Origin of the sequence: Streptomyces tendae, assembly GCF_008632955.1 — a bacterium.
GTDB lineage: Bacteria > Actinomycetota > Actinomycetes > Streptomycetales > Streptomycetaceae > Streptomyces.
Genome location: NZ_CP043959.1, coordinates 2,442,783 through 2,458,756, shown reverse-complemented (window position 1 = coordinate 2,458,756; position 15,974 = coordinate 2,442,783). Strand labels below are relative to the sequence as shown.

The following is a 15,974-nucleotide window of genomic DNA, read 5'->3' as shown; positions in this document are numbered from 1 at the left end:
CAGGGTCATGGCGCAGGCGTCGATCGACTACGAGGCGGTCTACCGCGCGCTGCCGGGCATGGTGGCGCTGCTGACCCCGGACCTGGTGTTCGCGGACGTCAACGAGGCCTACGTGCGCGGAACGGGACGCCCGCGCGCGTCCCTGCTGGGCCGCCACGTGTTCGACGTGTTCCCGGAGTCCGTGAACGTTCGCGAGGCGAAGAACTCGCACCATCTGCGAGCGTCGCTGCTGCGGGTGCTGGCCACCGGGGAGCGCGACGCGATGGCGCTGCAGCGCTACGACGTCGAGACCCCGGAGCACTCCGGGCAGTGGCAGGAGCACTACTGGTCCCCGGTCAACAGCCCGGTGCTGGCACCGGACGGGCGGGTGCGGCTGATCGTGCACCGGATCGAGGAGGTGACCGAGTTCGTGCGGGCCCGGGGCCTCGGGGGCGACACCGCGGGCCGGCTGCTGGAGGCCGAGCTGTACACGCGCGCCCGTGAGCTGCAGGAGCTCAACAACCGACTGCGTGAGGCGCACGCCCGGGAGCGTGAGGTGGCGCTGGTGCTGCAGAAGGCCATGCTCCCGGCACGCCGGCAGATGGGCCATCACCGGGCCGCCGTGCGGTACCGGCCCGCGGTGGGCGCGCTGAACGTGTGCGGCGACTGGTACGACCTGGTCGACCTGGTGGGCGGCCACCGCATCGGCGTCTCGGTCGGCGACGTGGTGGGACACGGCCTGGAGGCGGCCGGTGTCATGGGCCAGTTGCGCAGCGCGCTGAGCGCCGCCTCCCGGGTGGCCGACGGGCCGGCCCAGGCGCTCGACGTGCTGGGCCGGTACGCCCATGTGGTGGACGGGGCGGAATCGGCGACCGCGGTGACCACCTTCATCGACTTCGACCGGCACGTCGTCACCTACAGCAGCGCCGGTCATCCGCCGCCGGTGCTGCTCCACCAAGACGGACGGGTGGAGTTCCTCGACCGGGCCACCGACCCGCCGCTCGACGCCCGTCCGGACCCGAGGCCCCGGCCCCAGGCGTCGACCGCGTTCGTGCCGGGGGCGACCCTGGTGCTGTACACCGACGGGCTGATCGAACGGCGCCACGAGGACATCGACACCGGGCTGCGGCGGCTGGCCGACGCGTTGTGCCGGCACCGGACGCTGGATCCCGAGCCGCTGGCGGACACGGTGCTGCGGGAGCTGCTGCCGCCCGGGGGCGCCACGGACGACACGGCGCTGGTCGTCGTACGGCCGTGACGACGCCCGGCGGGCCCGTGGGTCCTGTGCCCCGTACCGGTCAGGAGCCGGTGCGCGCCCGGTCGAGGCGTGCCGTCCGCTCCACGTTCGACCGGTCCTCGGGGTCCTCGCTGGGCCGGCCGGCGAACCAGGCGTCGAGGATCTCCCTGAGCAGCGGGACGGAGGTGAGGCGCAGGCTCAGCGCCAGCACGTTGGCGTCGTTCCAGCGGCGGGCGCCGTCGGCGGTGTACGCGTCGGCGCACAGGGCGGCCCGGACGCCGGGCACCTTGTTGGCGGCGATGGAGGCGCCGGTCCCGGTCCAGCAGCACACCACCGCCTGGTCGGCGGTGCCGTCGGCGACCTCGCGGGCCGCCGCCTCGGAACAGGCCGCCCACTGCGGGTCGTCCCCGGGGCTGAGGGCACCGTGCGCGCGCACCTCGTGGCCGCGTTCGCGCAGTTCGGCGAGGAGGGCGCGGGCCACGGGTTCGTCCATGTCTGAGGAGACGGAGATCCGCATACCGACGAGCGTACCCGCGGTCGCGCGGGCGGCCGCCGGACGCCGTACGGGCGGGCCCTTCCGGGGCGAGGCGTTCCGGTTCCCGTCGAACGTGGTGCCCTGCCCCGTCTCCCGGACCTAGACTGGCAGTTCACGACGTGCCGGATGACCTGCTGGAACGCGGCGACCCCGCCGTTCCCAGAGTCGAGGAGCGTGCTTTTGTTCTACTACTTGCTCAAATACGTGCTGCTGGGCCCGCTTCTGAGACTGGTCTTCCGGCCTCGAATCGAGGGCCTGGGGCATGTTCCGTCGTCCGGCGCCGCGATCGTGGCGGGGAACCATCTGTCGTTCTCCGACCACTTCCTGATGCCGGCTGTGCTCAAGCGGCGCATCACCTTCCTCGCCAAGGCCGAGTACTTCACCGGGCCCGGCATCAAAGGGCGGCTGACGGCGTTCTTCTTCCACAGCGCGGGCCAGATCCCCGTCGACCGCTCCGGCAAGGACGCGGGGCAGGCGGCCATCCGCGAAGGGCTCGGGGTGCTGGACAAGGGGGAACTGCTCGGCATCTACCCGGAGGGCACACGGTCGCACGACGGGCGCCTGTACAAGGGCAAGGTCGGCGTCGCGGTGATGGCCCTCAAGGCGGGCGTCCCGGTGGTCCCCTGCGCGATGATCGGCACGTTCGAGGCGCAGCCGCCCGGCAGGAAGATCCCCCGGATCCGTCCGGTGACGATCCGGTTCGGCGAGCCGCTGGACTTCTCCCGCTACGCCGGGATGGAGAGTGAGAAGGCGATCCTGCGCGCCGTCACGGACGAGATCATGTACGCCATCCTCTCCCTCTCCGAGCAGGAGTACGTCGACCGGTACGCGGCCGACGCGAAGGCCGCGGAGACCGAGCGCAAGGCGGAGGAGAAGCGGCGCACGCCGCGCATGCCGCTGCGGTGAGCATCCGCGGACACGGACGAGGGGCGGCCGGAACACTCCGGCCGCCCCTCAGTGTCGTACGGCTACGACTGGGACTTCGACTACGGCTTCGGCGTGGCGTGCGGGGCGCAGGTCACGTCGGAGCGGTCCACCTTGCCGGTGAGCAGGTAGGTGTCGACCCGGTCGTTGACGCAGGGGTTGACCAGGCCCGTGACGCCGTGCGAGCCGGCGTCCCGCTCGGTGATCAGGCGGGAGCCCTTGAGCCGCTTGTGCAGTTCGACGGCACCGCCGTACGGGGTGGCCGCGTCCCGCTCGGACTGGACGATCAGCACCGCGGGCAGGCCCTTGCCGGTCTTCACCTCGACCGGGGTCCGCTGGGCGACCGGCCAGGTGGCGCAGGGCAGGTTCATCCAGGTGTTGGACCAGGTCAGGAAGGGGTGGTCGCGGTGCAGCCGGGTGGTGTCACGGTCCCAGGTGCGCCAGTTCGTCGGCCACTTGGCGTCGGTGCACTCCACGGCGGTGTAGACGGCGTTGCCGTTCTCCGAGGCCGCGTTGCCCGCCGTGTCGGTGAGATCCGGGGCGGCGGCGTCGATCAGCGCCTGGGCGTCACCGGCGACGTACTGGCTGAAGATCTGGGCCGTCGAGGCCCACGCCGAGTCGTAGTACGGGGCGCTCTGGAAGAAGCCGAGCAGCTCCGCCGGGCCGACGACGCCGCCGAGCGGCTTCGTCGCGGCGGCGGCGCGCAGCTTCAGCCACTGCGCCTGGACGGCGGCGCGGGTGGTGCCGAGGTGGTAGGTGGCGTCGTTCTTCGCGACCCAGTCCTGCCAGTCCGCCCAGCGGCTCTCGAAGGCGACGTCCTGGTCCAGGTTGGCCTGGTACCAGATCTTCTGCCGGGAGGGGTTGACGACGCTGTCGACGACCATGCGGCGCACGTGGCCCGGGAACAGGGTGGCGTACACGGCGCCGAGGTAGGTGCCGTAGGAGACGCCCAGGTAGTTGAGCTTCTTCTCGCCCAGGGCGGCGCGGATGACGTCGAGGTCGCGCGCGGTGTTCGGCGTGGTCATGTGGGGCAGCATCGCGCCGCTGCGCTCGTAGCAGCCCTCGGCGTACTCGCGGGCCAGCCTGCGCTGTTCGCGCTTGTCGGCCTCGGAACCGGGCACCGGGTCGGCCTTGGGCGCCTTGACGAACTCCTGCGGGTCGGCGCAGGAGATGGGCGCGGACTTGCCGACGCCGCGCGGGTCGAAGCCCACGAAGTCGTACGCCTTGGCCGTGGTGGCCCAGACGGGGTTCTTCGCGGTGACCCGGGTCGGGAAGCGCAGACCGGAGCCGCCGGGGCCGCCGGGGTTGTACAGCAGCGCGCCCTGGCGCTCGCTCTTCGTGCCGGTGCTGCCGATGCGGTCGACGGCGAGCTTGATCTGCTTGCCGTTCGGCTTGGCGTAGTCCAGGGGAACCGAGACCCAGCCGCACTGGATGGGCTTGGGCAGGTTCCAGTCGGCGGGGCAGTCCCGCCAGTCGACGCCGGTCTTCGCGGCCCGGGCGGCGGCGACCGCCACGCCCTTGGCCTCGCGGTCCTTGCCCTCGTGGGCGGCCGTCGCGCTCGCCGTGGGCGCCGCGACGGCGCCGGCTATGAGTGTCGCCGTGACGAGCACGCCGGCCGAACCGAACGCCGCCACCCGCCTCTTCGGTCTGCTGTCCCTCAAGGGGGCCTCCCCGTACAAGGTTTCGATGGGTACGGGGGAGGATCCTCGCTCCCCGGACGTCACCGGGGACAGAGGGGATACGTCTTCTTTGCCAATCCGATAACCGGACCTGGGAGTTGTGGCATGCGGACGCGGGGTCGCGTCAGGCGGATGCCGGGGTGAAGGAGCCCGGTGCCGCGTCCAGCAGGCGCCGCAGCCGCAGGGCGTCCGGCGCAACCGCGCCGACCAGCACGGCGGGACCGGCCAGCGGCAGCACGGCCGTGCCGTCCCCGGGCGCGCCGGCGGCGACCGGCTTCTCCGCGAACTCGGGGTCCGCGACGACCAGTTGTCCGACGGCCCGGTGTCCGCCGAGCACGGCCGGCCCGTCCCATCCGCCGGGTGCTCCGGGTCCGCAGTCCAGTTCCTGGTCGAGGACCGGGCGCCCGTCGATCCGTACGGTCAGCCGGGAGGTGAGCCGCCCGGGCTCCTCACCGGCCCGCCCCAGGACCAGTTCCTCACGGAGGACCAGCCGGGCCCCCGGAGCGAGGTCGACGTGGGTACGGACGGTGAGCCCGCTGCCCGTGACGGAGATCAGCGGCTCCGGCAGCCAGTGCAGTTCGCCGCCCTCGGCCACGGTGATCCGCACGTCCTGACGCGCCTGCCCGCCGTGCTGGCCCGGCAGGGCGAGGGTGGCGGCGGCCGAACCGAGCCGCAGCCGGGCCCCGGGGCCGACGTCGGCCCGGACCGTGAAGTGGTCCCCGCCGTGCGGACCGCTCATGGCGCCGACGAGCAGGACGTGCGCCGCGGCACCGCTCCCCCGCGTCCGCCGCGGGGTGAGCGGGCCACGGCTCTCCAGGACGGGCAGCGCGGTGCCGCCCCGGCCGTCCGCGCGGGCGTGCACCCGGACATCGGCCCGGACTCCCTCGGTGTTCACGCCGCCCACGCGGCAAGCCGCTCCCGCACCCAGCCGGCCACCTCGGCGACCCCGCTCCGCTCCCGCAGCGACTGGAACACCACGGGCAGGTGGGCCCGTTGCGCCTTGGCGTCGACCGCCATGCGGCCGAGGTCGGAGCCGACGTACGGCGCGAGGTCGGTCTTGTTGACGACCAGCAGGTCGGCGGTGGTCACGCCGGGGCCGCCCTTGCGCGGGATGTCGTCCCCGCCCGCCACGTCGATCACGAAGATCTGCGCGTCGACCAGCCCCTTGGAGAAGGTGGCCGTGAGGTTGTCCCCACCGGACTCGACGAGCACCAGGTCCAAGGGGCCGACCGTCTCCTCCAGCTCCTCCACCGCTTCGAGGTTGGCGGAGATGTCGTCCCGGATCGCGGTGTGGGGGCACGCGCCCGTCTCCACGGCGGTGATCCGCTCGGCCGGGAGGACGGCCTCGCGCAGCAGGAACTCGGCGTCCTCCCGGGTGTAGATGTCGTTGGTCACCACCGCCAGCGACACCTCGTCGCGCAGCGCCCGGCAGAGCGCGGCGACGGTCGCGGTCTTCCCCGAGCCGACGGGTCCGCCGAGCCCTATGCGCAGGGCGCGCCGGGTCCCGTCGGGCCGGCGGGCGTCGGCGCCGAGGACGGCGGGCCCGCCGTACGGGAAGGAGTGGTCACGATGCATGCGGCACCTCCAGGGTCACGGCGCGTCGGGTACGGAGACGGGCCGTCGGGGTCGGGTGAGGGGGTGGGGGCGGGTGGGCTCGGGAACCCGCCTGCGAACGCGGGTGGGGCCGGACGCGTCCCGTGTGCCGCTGCGGACCGGCGCCCGGGAACGTCCTGCCCACCAGGCCGTCCGGGGTTCGGGCCGGGCAGGTGCCGGCGCACGAGGCGGGCCGGGCTGCTCGTACGGCGACTTCCCGTGCGGGAGACAGGCCCGGACCACGCGCCGCGCCCGGAGCCCGCGGCGGGCCCCGCCGAGCCCCGACACGGGCGGCTACGAGCGTGAACCGGGCCGCGGCCCGGGCGCGGCGCTCGCGGGCGAGGGGCCGGGGCCCGGGATGTGGGCTCACGAGGCGCTCCGGGAGTGTGGGGCTCACGAGGCGAACAGCCGCCCGGAGCGGGCCGCGTGGGCCTCGGCGTACACCTCCAGCAGCGGGGAGGACGTCGCGGGCAGCGCGTCGGTCCCCTCGTGCGCGACGCGGCGGGCCGCCGCTACGGCCGCCGCCGCGAGCTCGTCCGCCTCCGGCGCGAGCCGGGCGAGGACCCCCGTCGCGTCGAACGGGTCGAGCCCGAGCAGCCGTACCGTCGCGGTCGCGGGCCCGCCGACGCTCTCGTAGAGCGCGCAGTGCGCCGCGTCCTGCGGGCCGAGCCCGGCCGCCCGGGCGGCGACCCCGAGCACCACCGGCTGGTGCGCCCCCTTGGGGAACCGACGGGCCAGCTCGTCCAGTTCGTCGCCCGGCCAGGTGGCGCGAGCGGCCCGCAGCAACTGCCGGCCCAGCCTGCGGGCCGCGGTGCGCAGCGCGGGCGAGGGGGTGCGGGCGTCGGCGGCCGCGTCCAGGGCCGCCGGGTCCACGCCCAGGGCGGCGGACGCTGCGAGCGCGGCCGCCACCCGGCCCGTGGTGTGCAGCCGTCCCCGGCAGAAATCCTCCAGGCTCGCCGCCCCGGTGATCCGCCCGGCGTGGACGGCGGCCTCCGCCCCGCCGGAGTGGGCGTGCCCTCCGGCGGGGAACCGTCCGTCGGCCAGGACGAGCAGTGCTGCTCTGGACATCAGAAGAGGAAGTAGCGCTGGGCGAGCGGGAGTTCCTCGGCCGGTGTCGCCTCGACCAGCTCCCCGTCGATGCGCACGGCGAAGCTGTCGGGGTCGATCCTCACGTCGGGCAGGGCGTCGTTCTCCCGCATGTCCGCCTTGGTCACCGAGCGGGTGGAGTCGATGACCGCCCAGCGTTTGCCCAGGCCCAGCCGGTCGGGCAGGCCCGCGTCGAGGGCCTCCTGCGCCACGAAGTTGACCGAGTTGGCCACGGGCGCCCGGCCGATCGCGCCGAACATGGGCCGGGGCAGGACCGGTTGCGGGGTCGGGATGGACGCGTTGGCGTCCCCCATCTGCGCGTAGGCGATCTGCCCGCCCTTGAGGACGAGATGGGGCTTCACCCCGAAGAACTTCGGCTCCCACAGCACCAGATCGGCCAGCTTGCCGCTCTCCACCGAGCCGATCTCGCCCGCCATGCCCTGGGCCACCGCCGGGTTGATGGTGTATTTGGCGACATAGCGACGCACCCGGTGGTTGTCGGCACGGCCGTCACCCGGGAGCGCGCCACGCCTGCGCTTCATCACGTGGGCGGTCTGCCAGGTCCGCATGATCACCTCGCCGACGCGTCCCATCGCCTGGGAGTCGGAGGAGATGACCGAGATCGCGCCGAGGTCGTGCAGCACGTCCTCGGCGCCGATGGTGGACGGCCGGATCCGCGACTCGGCGAAGGCCACGTCCTCGGGTACGGCCGGGTTCAGGTGGTGACAGACCATCAGCATGTCGAGGTGCTCCTCGACGGTGTTGACGGTGAACGGGCGGGTCGGATTGGTGGAGCTGGGCAGCACGTGCGGCTGGGAGACCACGGTCATGATGTCCGGGGCGTGCCCGCCGCCCGCGCCTTCGGTGTGGTACGCGTGGATGCCGCGTCCGGCGATCGCGGCGAGCGTGTCGCCCACGAAACCGGCCTCGTTGAGGGTGTCGGTGTGGATGGCGACCTGCACGCCGGTCCGGTCGGCCGCGGTGAGCGCGGCATCGATGACGGCGGGGGTGGAACCCCAGTCCTCGTGCAGCTTCAGCCCGACGGCGCCGCCCCGGACCTGGGACAGCAGCGCCTCCTGCGACACCGTGTTGCCCTTGCCGAGCAGCCCGATGTTCAGCGGGTACGCCTCCATCGCCGCCAGCATCCGCGCCAGGTGCCAGGGGCCGGGGGTGACGGTGGTCGCCTTGGAGCCCTCGGCGGGTCCGGTGCCGCCGCCGACCAGGGTGGTGATGCCGGAGGCCAGCGCCTCGTCGGCGATCTGCGGGCAGATGAAGTGGACGTGCGCGTCGATCGCCCCGGCGGTCAGGATCCGTCCGTTGCCCGCGATGACCTCGGTCTCGGGGCCGATGACCAGGTCCGGGTGGACCCCGCCCATCGTGTCGGGGTTGCCGGCCTTGCCGATGCCGGTGATCCGGCCGTCGCGGATGCCGACGTCGGCCTTGACGACACCCCAGTGGTCGACGACGACCGCGCCGGTGATCACGGTGTCGGGGGCGCCGTCGGCACGGGTGGCGGTGGACTGCCCCATCGACTCGCGGATGACCTTGCCGCCGCCGAACACCGCCTCGTCGCCGGAGCGTCCGGGGCCGCCGCAGCGGTCCTCCTCGATCTCGATCAGCAGATCGGTGTCGGCGAGCCGGACGCGGTCACCGGTGGTCGGCCCGAACAGGTCGGCGTACGCCTCACGGGAGATCTCAGGCATCGAGGGCGCCCCCCGTCTCGCCGCGCAGCCCGGGCACGGTCCGCGTCCCGGCCAGCGGCACCAGCCGTACCTCGGCGGGGATGCCGGGCTCGAACCGTACGGCGGTGCCGGCGGGCACGTCGAGCCGCTTGCCGCGGGCCGCCTCCCGGTCGAACTCCAGGCCGGGGTTGGCCTCGGCGAAGTGGTAGTGGGAGCCCACCTGCACGGGCCGGTCGGCCGCGTTGAGGACGGTGAGCCGGGTGGTCTCGCGGCCCTCGTTGTAGACGATCGGGCCCTCGGCGAACAGGATCTCTCCGGGTGTCACGGCGGTTCCTCCCGTCAGACGATGGGGTCGTGGACGGTGACGAGCTTGGTGCCGTCCGGGAAGGTGGCCTCCACCTGCACGTCGGGGATCATCTCGGGGACCCCGTCCATGACGTCGTCCCGGGTGAGTACCTTCCGCCCGGACGCCATCAGTTCGGCGACGGTACGGCCGTCGCGGGCGCCCTCGAGGATGTGGGAGGTGAGGAGCGCGACCGCTTCGGGATGGTTGAGCTTGAGTCCGCGCTCGCGGCGCTTCGCCGCCACGTCGGCCGCCACATGGATGAGCAGCCTCTCCTGCTCGTGCGGGGTCAGTTGCACGGCATCCACCTCACTGTCCTCGCTCCGGGCCGTGCGGGGCCCGGTGGCCGCGGCCACGGGAAGGCTCCCCGGTGGCGTGGACCCGGAGGCTAGCCGGGCGGCGTTTCGAGGACGTTAACCGCGCGGCGCCCCGGCTCGGGTACCGGAGGCGGCACGGTGTGTCGTCCTCCGGGCCGGCGCACCTCCCGGCTCAGGCACCGGGAGCGGCGCGGCGTGTCGGCGTCAAGGCCCGTGTGCTCCCGGTTCAGGCCGCGGGAAGCGGCGCGGCCCGCCGCCGTCGAGGCACGCGTCCCCTCCCGGCTCAGGGGCGGGGAGGAGGCGCGGGTGTCGTGGTCCGGCCCGCACGCCTCCCGGCTCAGGCGGGGGAGGCGGTGCGGCCGGTGGCCATCAGGGCGCGTGTGCCCTCGGCGAGAACCTGCGGCGGGATGTCACCGAAGATCGCCATCTGGGCCGCGAAGCCCTGCACGAGCGCGATCATCGCGCGGGCCATCGCGTCGACGTCGGCGTCCTCGGGCAGCAGGCCGGCGTCCTTGTAGCTCTTCGCCATGGCCCCCCACGCCTCGCGGATCTTGGCGTAGCCCTCGGTGAGCACGGCCGTCAGCGCCGGGGTGCGGGTGCTCTCGGTCCACACCTGGATCATCAGCCGCGGGAACAGCCACTCCCCCGTCTCCAGGGTCGCCGGCCGCACCTGCCGCATCAGGGCCAGGGCGCGCGGGACCATCACGTCGGGGGTGGGCGGCGGGCTCTCCTGGGCGGCCTGCTCCAGGGTGCCGCGCACCGTCTCGAGCACCTCGGAGGCGATGGCCTCGATCAGTTCCTCCTTGCCGCTGAAGTACCGGTAGACGGCACCGGCGGAGAGGTCCACCTCTTTCAGCACGTCCTGCATCGACGTGGCGTGGAAGCCGTTGCGGGCGAAGCAGACGGCGGCGCCGTCGAGGATCTGCCGACGGCGGGCTTCGAGGTGTTCCTGGGAGACGCGAGCCATGCCGCCAACTTAAAACGAACATTCCTTCTTGACAAGAGGAGGGATCGGCGGGACGGTGAGGACAAAGCAAAACGAACGATCCTTCTTTTTAACGGAGCCCTTGATGTCTCCCACCTCCCTGCCGCAGCACCGCCGGATCGCGGCCGTCCTGGTGCTGGTCCCCATCCTGGTGGCGTTGGCCCTGTGGGCCTTCGCCTGGCCTGCGGCCCGCACGGCGCCGCGGGACCTGCCGATCGGCGTCGCGGGCCCGCCCGCGGCCACCGCGCCGCTCGCGCAGCAACTGGAGGAGCGGAAGGGCGCCTTCGACCTCCACCGCTACCCGGACGAAGCCGCGGCCCGCGACGCGATCGAGGACCGCGAGGTGTACGGAGCGGTCGTCGTCACCGGGCAGGGCCCGAAGCTGCTGACCGCGTCGGCCGCGAGCCCGGCGGTGGCGCAGCTGCTCCAGCAGGCGGTGGAGCACCGGGCGGCCGCCTCCGGCGGGAAGGTCGTGACGGAGGACGTGGTGCCGGCCGCGGCGAGCGACCCGCGCGGGGCGGTGCTGAACACGAGTGTGCTGCCGCTGGCGCTGGCCGGGATCGGCGCGGGGGTGGCGGTGACGGTGCTCGGACTGAGGGGCCTCGCCGCGTTGGCCGCGCTGGCCGGCTCCGCGACACTGGTCGGCGTGGTCGCCGCCGCCCTCGCGCACAGCTGGCTGGATGCCCTGCCGGGCGACCGGTGGGCCGTGGCGGGCACCTTCGCCCTGGCCACGCTGGCCGTGAGCGGGGCGGTCGCAGGGCTCGCGGCCTTGCTCGGGCGGCCCGGTCTCGGGCTCGGCGCCCTCCTCATGATGCTGCTGGGCAACCCGTTCTCGGGCGCCGCCTCGGCACCGGAGATGCTGCCGGAGCCGGTCGGGGCGATCGGCCAGTGGCTGCCGCCGGGCGCGGGGGTGTCGCTGCTCCGCTCGGTGTCCTTCTTCGACGGGGCGGCGGCGGTGGGGCCCGCCCTCACCCTGACGTGGTGGGCGGCCCTGGGACTGGGCGCGGTACTGGTGGGCCACGCGGTGCGTGGGCGTACGGCACCCGCACGGGAGACACCCGAGCGTGAGCCGGCGTTGGCGAACTGACCTGGCCCCTTCCGGAGCGACCGCGCGCCCCCGCTGTGGCGGACGGGGGTGCGCGGTTCCGTGCGCGGGGGCGCAGTCTGCGGAGGGGCTCGTCAGCCGCGGACGGCCGTACCGCTGGGGCACTTTCACCGGTCGCGGGCAGTCGTGCCGCTGGAGCAATCTCGCCGGTCGCCGGCAGTCATGCCGCCCTGGGGCACGACTGCCCGCGGCTGAATGGGGCGAGGCGCCCCCGGGGCTGGTGGCGCCGCTGTCAGGAAGGGGCCGGGCCCCGGTGTTCCGCGGCGATGCCGAAGCGGTGGTGTTCGCGAGGGGCGGACGCGACCTCGCGTACGCCCGCCACCGTACTGATCACCGGTTCCTCCGCCCCCTCCGGCACATCCTTCAGCTCGTCGAGTCGTCGCAGGTCATCGGCGGAGACAAGGGCGACGAGCGGCTTCCCGTGCCGGGTCACGACGACCCGCTCGCCGCCGTACACCACGCGGTTGATCAGGTCGGCGAGCTCGGCCCTGGCCTGGGTCACCGGAATCTCGTAAGCCATGCGACCATCATAACGTGACGTACGTCCTGTACATTTTTTACAGACAACGAGCCAGGAGGGCACCATGACCCGACCGTCCGCCCGCCACGTCCTGCCCGAGTTCACCGACCGCACGGCATCCGGGCACCGGACGACGGATCCGTACGCGAGGCTGCTCGAGGAGCGGATCGTGGTCCTCGGGACGCGGATCGACGAGACCGCGGCCAATGACGTGACGGCCCAGCTCATGTACCTGGAGCACCACTCCCCCGACCGGGACATCTCGCTGTACGTCAACTCCCCCGGCGGCCCCTTCCACGCCATGTCGGCGCTCCACGACGCCCTGACCTACGTCACCTGCGACGTCGAGACGGTCTGCCTGGGCCGGGCGGAGGGCACCGCCGCGCTGCTGCTGGCCGCCGGCACCCCGGGCAAGCGCTACGTACTGCCCGGCTCCCGCCTGGTGCTCCGTCAGCCCGCCCTGCCGGAGCCGGTGGAGGGCAGGGCGAGCGACCTGGCCGTCCAGGCCGACGAGCTGAACCGGATCAGGGTCCGCACGGAGGAGATGCTGGCGCGGCACACCGGCCGGCCCGTGCAGCGGGTGCGCGAGGATCTGGAGCGGGACACGGTCCTCGACGCCCGGGCGGCGGTGGACTACGGCCTGGCGGACCGGATCGTGCCGCACCACAGGGCCGCCCGCCCCGCCACCGGCGCGAGGTGAGCCGCGGATGCTGCCACCGGAACTTCCCCCGCTGCCCGCACTGACCCGCGCCGAGGCCGAGCTGATCGACCGTTACCTGGAGGTCGTCGACCAGCTCGGCCGGGTCAATCCGGCCCAGGCCGGCGACACCTACCGAAGCCTGCGCGCCGCCCAGGCGCTGGTCGGCAAGGCGGTCGCGCTGCGCGACGCCCTGACGTTGATGCACCGGCGCGGCGAGAGCGAACTGCACGCCCAGACCCTGGCACGGGCCCTGCGGGTCCTCGACGGCGAGCGGCGTACGGCCAGGGTCACGCTACCGCCGCAGACCGGGAGTTGACACGAGCGGGCGCGGAACGCCGGGCCCGCAGACGGAACACGCCGCGCACGGGTGAAACGGACCGCACGGCGTACCACCATCCGGCGTAGACACGCCTCCTGTTTCGGTGCTGTCCAAGTTGCACCACACGCGCGCCCGTCAGGCGGAATTGACCATTCCGTCGCTGGTCCGGGGCTCCTCCGGCTCGTCGACGGCGAGTCGAACGGACAGCTGTCCACCCGAACGGGTGAGTGGTGAGTAACAACACAAACCCCCCGTTCCGTTGGGAAATCGACCGCGAAATGAAGCAAGATCCCTGACTGACGACAAGCCCCCGCCGCCGCGGCGGGGCGATCCGGGCGGACGCCGAGTCCTGCCGCCGCCCGGATGACCGGTCGACAGGAGTGGATCGGCAGGAGTGGAGGACCCAAGCACGACGGGTCGCCGGAGCTCACGTTCCGAGCAGCCCTTGGGGTGAAGCCGCTGACGCGGCCGGGCTACTTCGCCAGCCCGAATCCGACAGGTCATCCTTCACAGGCGGCTGACGAAGGGTTGCGCATGAGTGCGCTCAATCGTGTCCCGTCTCTCATGGCCCGGGCCGGCACGGCCGGGGCCCTCACCCTGGCCGCCGTGGGCGGCTCCATCGCGGTCCCCGGAGCGGCCTCGGAGGCCGCGGCGGCGACCACGGGCGTCAAGGCCCTGAAGGTCGCGGCGTCCAAGAAGGGTGCGCCGTACGCGTGGGGTGCCACCGGGCCGAACCGGTTCGACTGCTCGGGCCTCACGCTGTACTCGTTCAAGAAGGCGGGCAAGAAGCTGCCCCGCACGGCCGCCCAGCAGTACAACAAGTCCCGGCACATCTCCAAGAGCAGCCGGAAGGCCGGGGACCTGGTGTTCTTCCACTCGGGCAGCTACGTCTACCACGTGGGGATTTACGCGGGTAACAACAAGATCTGGCACGCCCCGAAGACCGGGGACGTGGTGCGGCTGCAGAAGATCTGGACCAAGAGCGTCTGGTACGGCCGCGTGAAGTGACCGACGGTGGCGGCGGTGTCCGCGGGAGCGCCGCCGCCCAGCCGTGACCGCCCCCGTGGGCCGGGCGCCGCCCACGGGACGTCCTGCGGGCCTTCAGTGCCCCCCGGCCCGCCCGTGCCGTGACGTGCCGTCAGAGCTCCGGCTGCACCGCTGCCGTGACCGCCTCCGTCGGCTGGGCGGTGACCGTGGTCCCCGGCCAAGGGAGTTCGACGGCGACGGTCTTGCCGCCCTGACGCGTGGGGCGGACTCTCAGCCTGCCCCCGTATTCCACGGTCAGCCAGCGGATGATGACCAGGCCGCGCCCGTTGTCCTGCTGGACCGCGGCGGGCAGCCGCTTGGGCAGACGCGGGTGGCTGTCCGTCACCCCGATGTGCACCCGTTCCTCACGGACCAGGACGACGTCGACCGTGAACGTGGGTGACTGGCCGAAGGTGTGCTGCACCGCGTTGGTGGCCAGTTCCGAGACGATCAGCCGCACCGTGTCGTACAGTTCGGCGTCCGGTGGCAGCCCCCATTCCGCCAGCGCGCCGGCCACGTGGGCCCGCGCCGCGGCGACCGAGGCGGGATCGCTCGGCAGAGTGACGGATGCTTCCAGATGGTCTGCCATGGCGACGTCGTCCCTTTCCCACGGGACCGCAGTCCGACACGGAGCGGCTGGTTCGAGTACGGTCCCGCACTGGTGCTTCGTCGCCAGACTGCCATCACCGCAGGGCGCGGCGCGGCGATCCACCAAGATATGCATATATCTGTCGCTCAAAGCGGTGAACTCTGCGACGGGAGACCGTATCCGGGCGGCTCGGAAGGAGTAAGGAGAGGCCCATGCAGCACGGTCCCGCGGTGCGCCGCAGGAAACTGGGCGCCGAACTGCGCGCGCTGCGCACCGCGGCGGGACTCACCAGTGGGGACGCGGCCCGGCTGGCAGGCTGGCACCAGTCGAAGGTGAGCCGCATCGAGACGGGCACGAGCGGGGTGAAACCGGCCGACGTGCGGTTACTGCTCGACGTCTACGGCGTGGACGAACCGCAGTTGCGGGAGTTGCTGCTGGTGCTGTCGGGCTCCGGGAAGGGCGACGGGCGGGACCACTGGTGGCACGCCTACCGGGGTGTACTGCCCCCGACCTACCGGGACTTCATCAGCCTGGAGTCCCAGGCGAGCGCGATGCGCACCCTGGAGACCACGGTGATCCCGGGACTGCTGCAGACCCCGGAGTACGCGCGTGCGGTGACGGAGGCGGCCCTGGAGGGTGCCTCGGAGGAGCGACTGGACGCGCTGGTGGAGGTACGGCTGGCCCGGCAGGACGTCCTGCGGGCCGATCCGCCGCTGGAGCTGAACGCGGTCCTCGACGAGGCCGTGCTGCGCCGGGAGGTGGGCGGCCCCGAAGTGATGTCCCGCCAGCTGGACCGGCTGATCGAGGCCGCCCGGCTGCCCCAAGTGCGCCTGCAGGTACTGCCGTTCAGCGCTGGCGCGCACATCGGTGTGACGGGTCCGTTCGTCATCTTTTCGTTCTCGCGCACATCTGACCTGGATGTGGTGGTTCTCGACCACTTGACGAGTAGTCACTACCTGGAACGGAAAGAAGACCTCCGGGCGTACTCGGAGGCCTTCGACGCCCTCTCGACGCACGCCCTGTCACCCGAGGAGTCGTTGGATTTCATCGCCGGCGCAGCGGCCGGCGCGTAAGGAGGCACGATGCCCGCACCGCCTCGGACCATCCCTTCCAGCCTCGCCCTGCGCGATGTGCGGTGGCTGCGCAGCAGCTACAGCACGGGGGCGAACAACTGTGTGGAGACGGCCCGGCCGGCCACCGGCCCCCTGGCCGGACTGCTCGCCGTGCGTGACAGCAAGGCCCCGGACGGGCCGGCGCTGCTCTTCTCCCCCGACAGCTGGGCGGAGTTCGTGACCGCGGTCCGCTGACCCGGCCGCGTCCGCGCCCCTGATCCGGCCGAACCCGGCCTTTCCGTC

Annotated in this window: 19 protein-coding genes and 1 riboswitch; of the genes, 8 read left to right on the top strand and 11 right to left on the bottom strand. The window is 73.0% G+C overall.

The window, feature by feature from the left end:
* The first annotated feature begins 7 nt into the window (after nucleotides 1-7).
* A complete protein-coding gene (locus F3L20_RS11550; protein ID WP_150154159.1) occupies nucleotides 8-1,237 on the top strand; it encodes a PP2C family protein-serine/threonine phosphatase in 1,230 nt (409 codons plus the stop codon).
* Between the two features lie 40 nt (nucleotides 1,238-1,277).
* Here the strand turns inward: F3L20_RS11550 and F3L20_RS11545 are convergent, their stop codons facing one another.
* The gene (locus F3L20_RS11545) at nucleotides 1,278-1,733 is read right to left on the bottom strand and encodes an RpiB/LacA/LacB family sugar-phosphate isomerase (protein ID WP_145826045.1); all 456 of its coding nucleotides are present in this window, start codon (nucleotides 1,731-1,733) and stop codon (nucleotides 1,278-1,280) included.
* 198 nt (nucleotides 1,734-1,931) lie between these two features.
* On the opposite strand from F3L20_RS11545, the gene F3L20_RS11540 reads away from it, so the two are divergent.
* The gene (locus F3L20_RS11540; RefSeq protein ID WP_150154158.1) at nucleotides 1,932-2,657 is read left to right on the top strand and encodes a lysophospholipid acyltransferase family protein; all 726 of its coding nucleotides are present in this window, start codon (nucleotides 1,932-1,934) and stop codon (nucleotides 2,655-2,657) included.
* Between the two features lie 80 nt (nucleotides 2,658-2,737).
* Here F3L20_RS11540 and F3L20_RS11535 read toward each other — a convergent pair whose 3' ends face one another.
* From F3L20_RS11535 to F3L20_RS11500, 8 genes are all read right to left on the bottom strand, one after another.
* On the bottom strand, nucleotides 2,738-4,336 hold the full coding sequence (locus F3L20_RS11535) for an alpha/beta hydrolase (protein ID WP_150154157.1): 1,599 nt from the start codon (nucleotides 4,334-4,336) through the stop codon (nucleotides 2,738-2,740).
* Between the two features lie 142 nt (nucleotides 4,337-4,478).
* Complete coding sequence (locus F3L20_RS11530) at nucleotides 4,479-5,258, bottom strand: urease accessory protein UreD (protein ID WP_150154156.1); 780 nt, start codon at nucleotides 5,256-5,258, stop codon at nucleotides 4,479-4,481.
* Entirely contained in the window at nucleotides 5,246-5,929 is a 684-nt protein-coding gene (gene ureG, locus F3L20_RS11525) for an urease accessory protein UreG (protein WP_150154155.1), read from the bottom strand. Before ureG ends, F3L20_RS11530 begins: the two co-directional genes overlap by 13 nt.
* 411 nt (nucleotides 5,930-6,340) lie before the next feature.
* The gene (locus F3L20_RS11520; RefSeq protein ID WP_150154154.1) at nucleotides 6,341-7,015 is read right to left on the bottom strand and encodes an urease accessory protein UreF; all 675 of its coding nucleotides are present in this window, start codon (nucleotides 7,013-7,015) and stop codon (nucleotides 6,341-6,343) included.
* On the bottom strand, nucleotides 7,015-8,736 hold the full coding sequence (locus F3L20_RS11515; protein WP_150154153.1) for an urease subunit alpha: 1,722 nt from the start codon (nucleotides 8,734-8,736) through the stop codon (nucleotides 7,015-7,017). Before F3L20_RS11515 ends, F3L20_RS11520 begins: the two co-directional genes overlap by 1 nt.
* Nucleotides 8,729-9,040 (bottom strand): urease subunit beta, encoded by a 312-nt coding sequence (locus F3L20_RS11510; protein WP_024884914.1) that lies wholly within the window; start codon nucleotides 9,038-9,040, stop codon nucleotides 8,729-8,731. Before F3L20_RS11510 ends, F3L20_RS11515 begins: the two co-directional genes overlap by 8 nt.
* Nucleotides 9,041-9,054: 14 nt before the next feature.
* On the bottom strand, nucleotides 9,055-9,357 hold the full coding sequence (locus tag F3L20_RS11505) for an urease subunit gamma (RefSeq protein WP_150157298.1): 303 nt from the start codon (nucleotides 9,355-9,357) through the stop codon (nucleotides 9,055-9,057).
* A 355-nt stretch (nucleotides 9,358-9,712) separates the two neighbouring features.
* Nucleotides 9,713-10,342, bottom strand: coding sequence for a TetR/AcrR family transcriptional regulator (locus tag F3L20_RS11500; RefSeq protein WP_150154152.1), 630 nt, complete (start codon nucleotides 10,340-10,342; stop codon nucleotides 9,713-9,715).
* 103 nt (nucleotides 10,343-10,445) lie between these two features.
* Here F3L20_RS11500 and F3L20_RS11495 point away from each other — a divergent pair, with 103 nt between their 5' ends.
* Nucleotides 10,446-11,447 carry an ABC transporter permease gene (locus F3L20_RS11495; protein WP_150154151.1) on the top strand — a complete coding sequence of 334 codons (1,002 nt, stop codon included), beginning with the start codon at nucleotides 10,446-10,448 and terminating at the stop codon, nucleotides 11,445-11,447.
* A 250-nt stretch (nucleotides 11,448-11,697) separates the two neighbouring features.
* Here the strand turns inward: F3L20_RS11495 and F3L20_RS11490 are convergent, their stop codons facing one another.
* Nucleotides 11,698-11,985 (bottom strand): type II toxin-antitoxin system Phd/YefM family antitoxin, encoded by a 288-nt coding sequence (locus F3L20_RS11490; protein WP_150154150.1) that lies wholly within the window; start codon nucleotides 11,983-11,985, stop codon nucleotides 11,698-11,700.
* A gap of 64 nt (nucleotides 11,986-12,049) precedes the next feature.
* Here F3L20_RS11490 and F3L20_RS11485 point away from each other — a divergent pair, with 64 nt between their 5' ends.
* The 3 genes from F3L20_RS11485 to F3L20_RS11475 all read left to right on the top strand — a co-directional run bounded on the left by F3L20_RS11485 (nucleotide 12,050) and on the right by F3L20_RS11475 (nucleotide 14,012).
* On the top strand, nucleotides 12,050-12,685 hold the full coding sequence (locus tag F3L20_RS11485) for an ATP-dependent Clp protease proteolytic subunit (protein WP_150154149.1): 636 nt from the start codon (nucleotides 12,050-12,052) through the stop codon (nucleotides 12,683-12,685).
* A gap of 7 nt (nucleotides 12,686-12,692) precedes the next feature.
* Nucleotides 12,693-13,001, top strand: a complete 309-nt coding sequence (locus F3L20_RS11480; protein ID WP_150154148.1) for a hypothetical protein — start codon at nucleotides 12,693-12,695, stop codon at nucleotides 12,999-13,001.
* Nucleotides 13,002-13,347: 346 nt separating this feature from the next.
* Nucleotides 13,348-13,535, top strand: a riboswitch (cyclic di-AMP (ydaO/yuaA leader).
* Between the two features lie 3 nt (nucleotides 13,536-13,538).
* Nucleotides 13,539-14,012 carry a C40 family peptidase gene (locus F3L20_RS11475; protein WP_145826058.1) on the top strand — a complete coding sequence of 158 codons (474 nt, stop codon included), beginning with the start codon at nucleotides 13,539-13,541 and terminating at the stop codon, nucleotides 14,010-14,012.
* 130 nt (nucleotides 14,013-14,142) lie between these two features.
* Here the strand turns inward: F3L20_RS11475 and F3L20_RS11470 are convergent, their stop codons facing one another.
* Nucleotides 14,143-14,619: an ATP-binding protein gene (locus F3L20_RS11470; RefSeq protein ID WP_150154147.1), complete on the bottom strand. Its 477-nt coding sequence runs from the start codon at nucleotides 14,617-14,619 to the stop codon at nucleotides 14,143-14,145.
* Between the two features lie 212 nt (nucleotides 14,620-14,831).
* Between F3L20_RS11470 and F3L20_RS11465 the strand changes: the two genes are divergently transcribed.
* Complete coding sequence (locus F3L20_RS11465) at nucleotides 14,832-15,692, top strand: helix-turn-helix domain-containing protein (RefSeq protein WP_145826060.1); 861 nt, start codon at nucleotides 14,832-14,834, stop codon at nucleotides 15,690-15,692.
* Between the two features lie 9 nt (nucleotides 15,693-15,701).
* Nucleotides 15,702-15,926 carry a DUF397 domain-containing protein gene (locus F3L20_RS11460; RefSeq protein ID WP_145826061.1) on the top strand — a complete coding sequence of 75 codons (225 nt, stop codon included), beginning with the start codon at nucleotides 15,702-15,704 and terminating at the stop codon, nucleotides 15,924-15,926.
* Nucleotides 15,927-15,974 lie beyond the last annotated feature (48 nt).

Excerpts from the sequence above, each read along its gene's own strand:
- F3L20_RS11550 (WP_150154159.1), top strand. The coding sequence starts at position 8 with ATGGCGCAGGCGTCGATCGACTACGAGGCGGTCTACCGCGCGCTGCCG.
- F3L20_RS11545 (WP_145826045.1), bottom strand. The coding sequence starts at position 1,733 with ATGCGGATCTCCGTCTCCTCAGACATGGACGAACCCGTGGCCCGCGCC.
- ureG (WP_150154155.1), bottom strand. The coding sequence starts at position 5,929 with ATGCATCGTGACCACTCCTTCCCGTACGGCGGGCCCGCCGTCCTCGGC.
- F3L20_RS11520 (WP_150154154.1), bottom strand. The coding sequence starts at position 7,015 with ATGTCCAGAGCAGCACTGCTCGTCCTGGCCGACGGACGGTTCCCCGCC.
- F3L20_RS11515 (WP_150154153.1), bottom strand. The coding sequence starts at position 8,736 with ATGCCTGAGATCTCCCGTGAGGCGTACGCCGACCTGTTCGGGCCGACC.
- F3L20_RS11500 (WP_150154152.1), bottom strand. The coding sequence starts at position 10,342 with ATGGCTCGCGTCTCCCAGGAACACCTCGAAGCCCGCCGTCGGCAGATC.
- F3L20_RS11495 (WP_150154151.1), top strand. The coding sequence starts at position 10,446 with ATGTCTCCCACCTCCCTGCCGCAGCACCGCCGGATCGCGGCCGTCCTG.
- F3L20_RS11490 (WP_150154150.1), bottom strand. The coding sequence starts at position 11,985 with ATGGCTTACGAGATTCCGGTGACCCAGGCCAGGGCCGAGCTCGCCGAC.
- F3L20_RS11485 (WP_150154149.1), top strand. The coding sequence starts at position 12,050 with ATGACCCGACCGTCCGCCCGCCACGTCCTGCCCGAGTTCACCGACCGC.
- F3L20_RS11480 (WP_150154148.1), top strand. The coding sequence starts at position 12,693 with ATGCTGCCACCGGAACTTCCCCCGCTGCCCGCACTGACCCGCGCCGAG.
- F3L20_RS11475 (WP_145826058.1), top strand. The coding sequence starts at position 13,539 with ATGAGTGCGCTCAATCGTGTCCCGTCTCTCATGGCCCGGGCCGGCACG.
- F3L20_RS11470 (WP_150154147.1), bottom strand. The coding sequence starts at position 14,619 with ATGGCAGACCATCTGGAAGCATCCGTCACTCTGCCGAGCGATCCCGCC.
- F3L20_RS11465 (WP_145826060.1), top strand. The coding sequence starts at position 14,832 with ATGCAGCACGGTCCCGCGGTGCGCCGCAGGAAACTGGGCGCCGAACTG.
- F3L20_RS11460 (WP_145826061.1), top strand. The coding sequence starts at position 15,702 with ATGCCCGCACCGCCTCGGACCATCCCTTCCAGCCTCGCCCTGCGCGAT.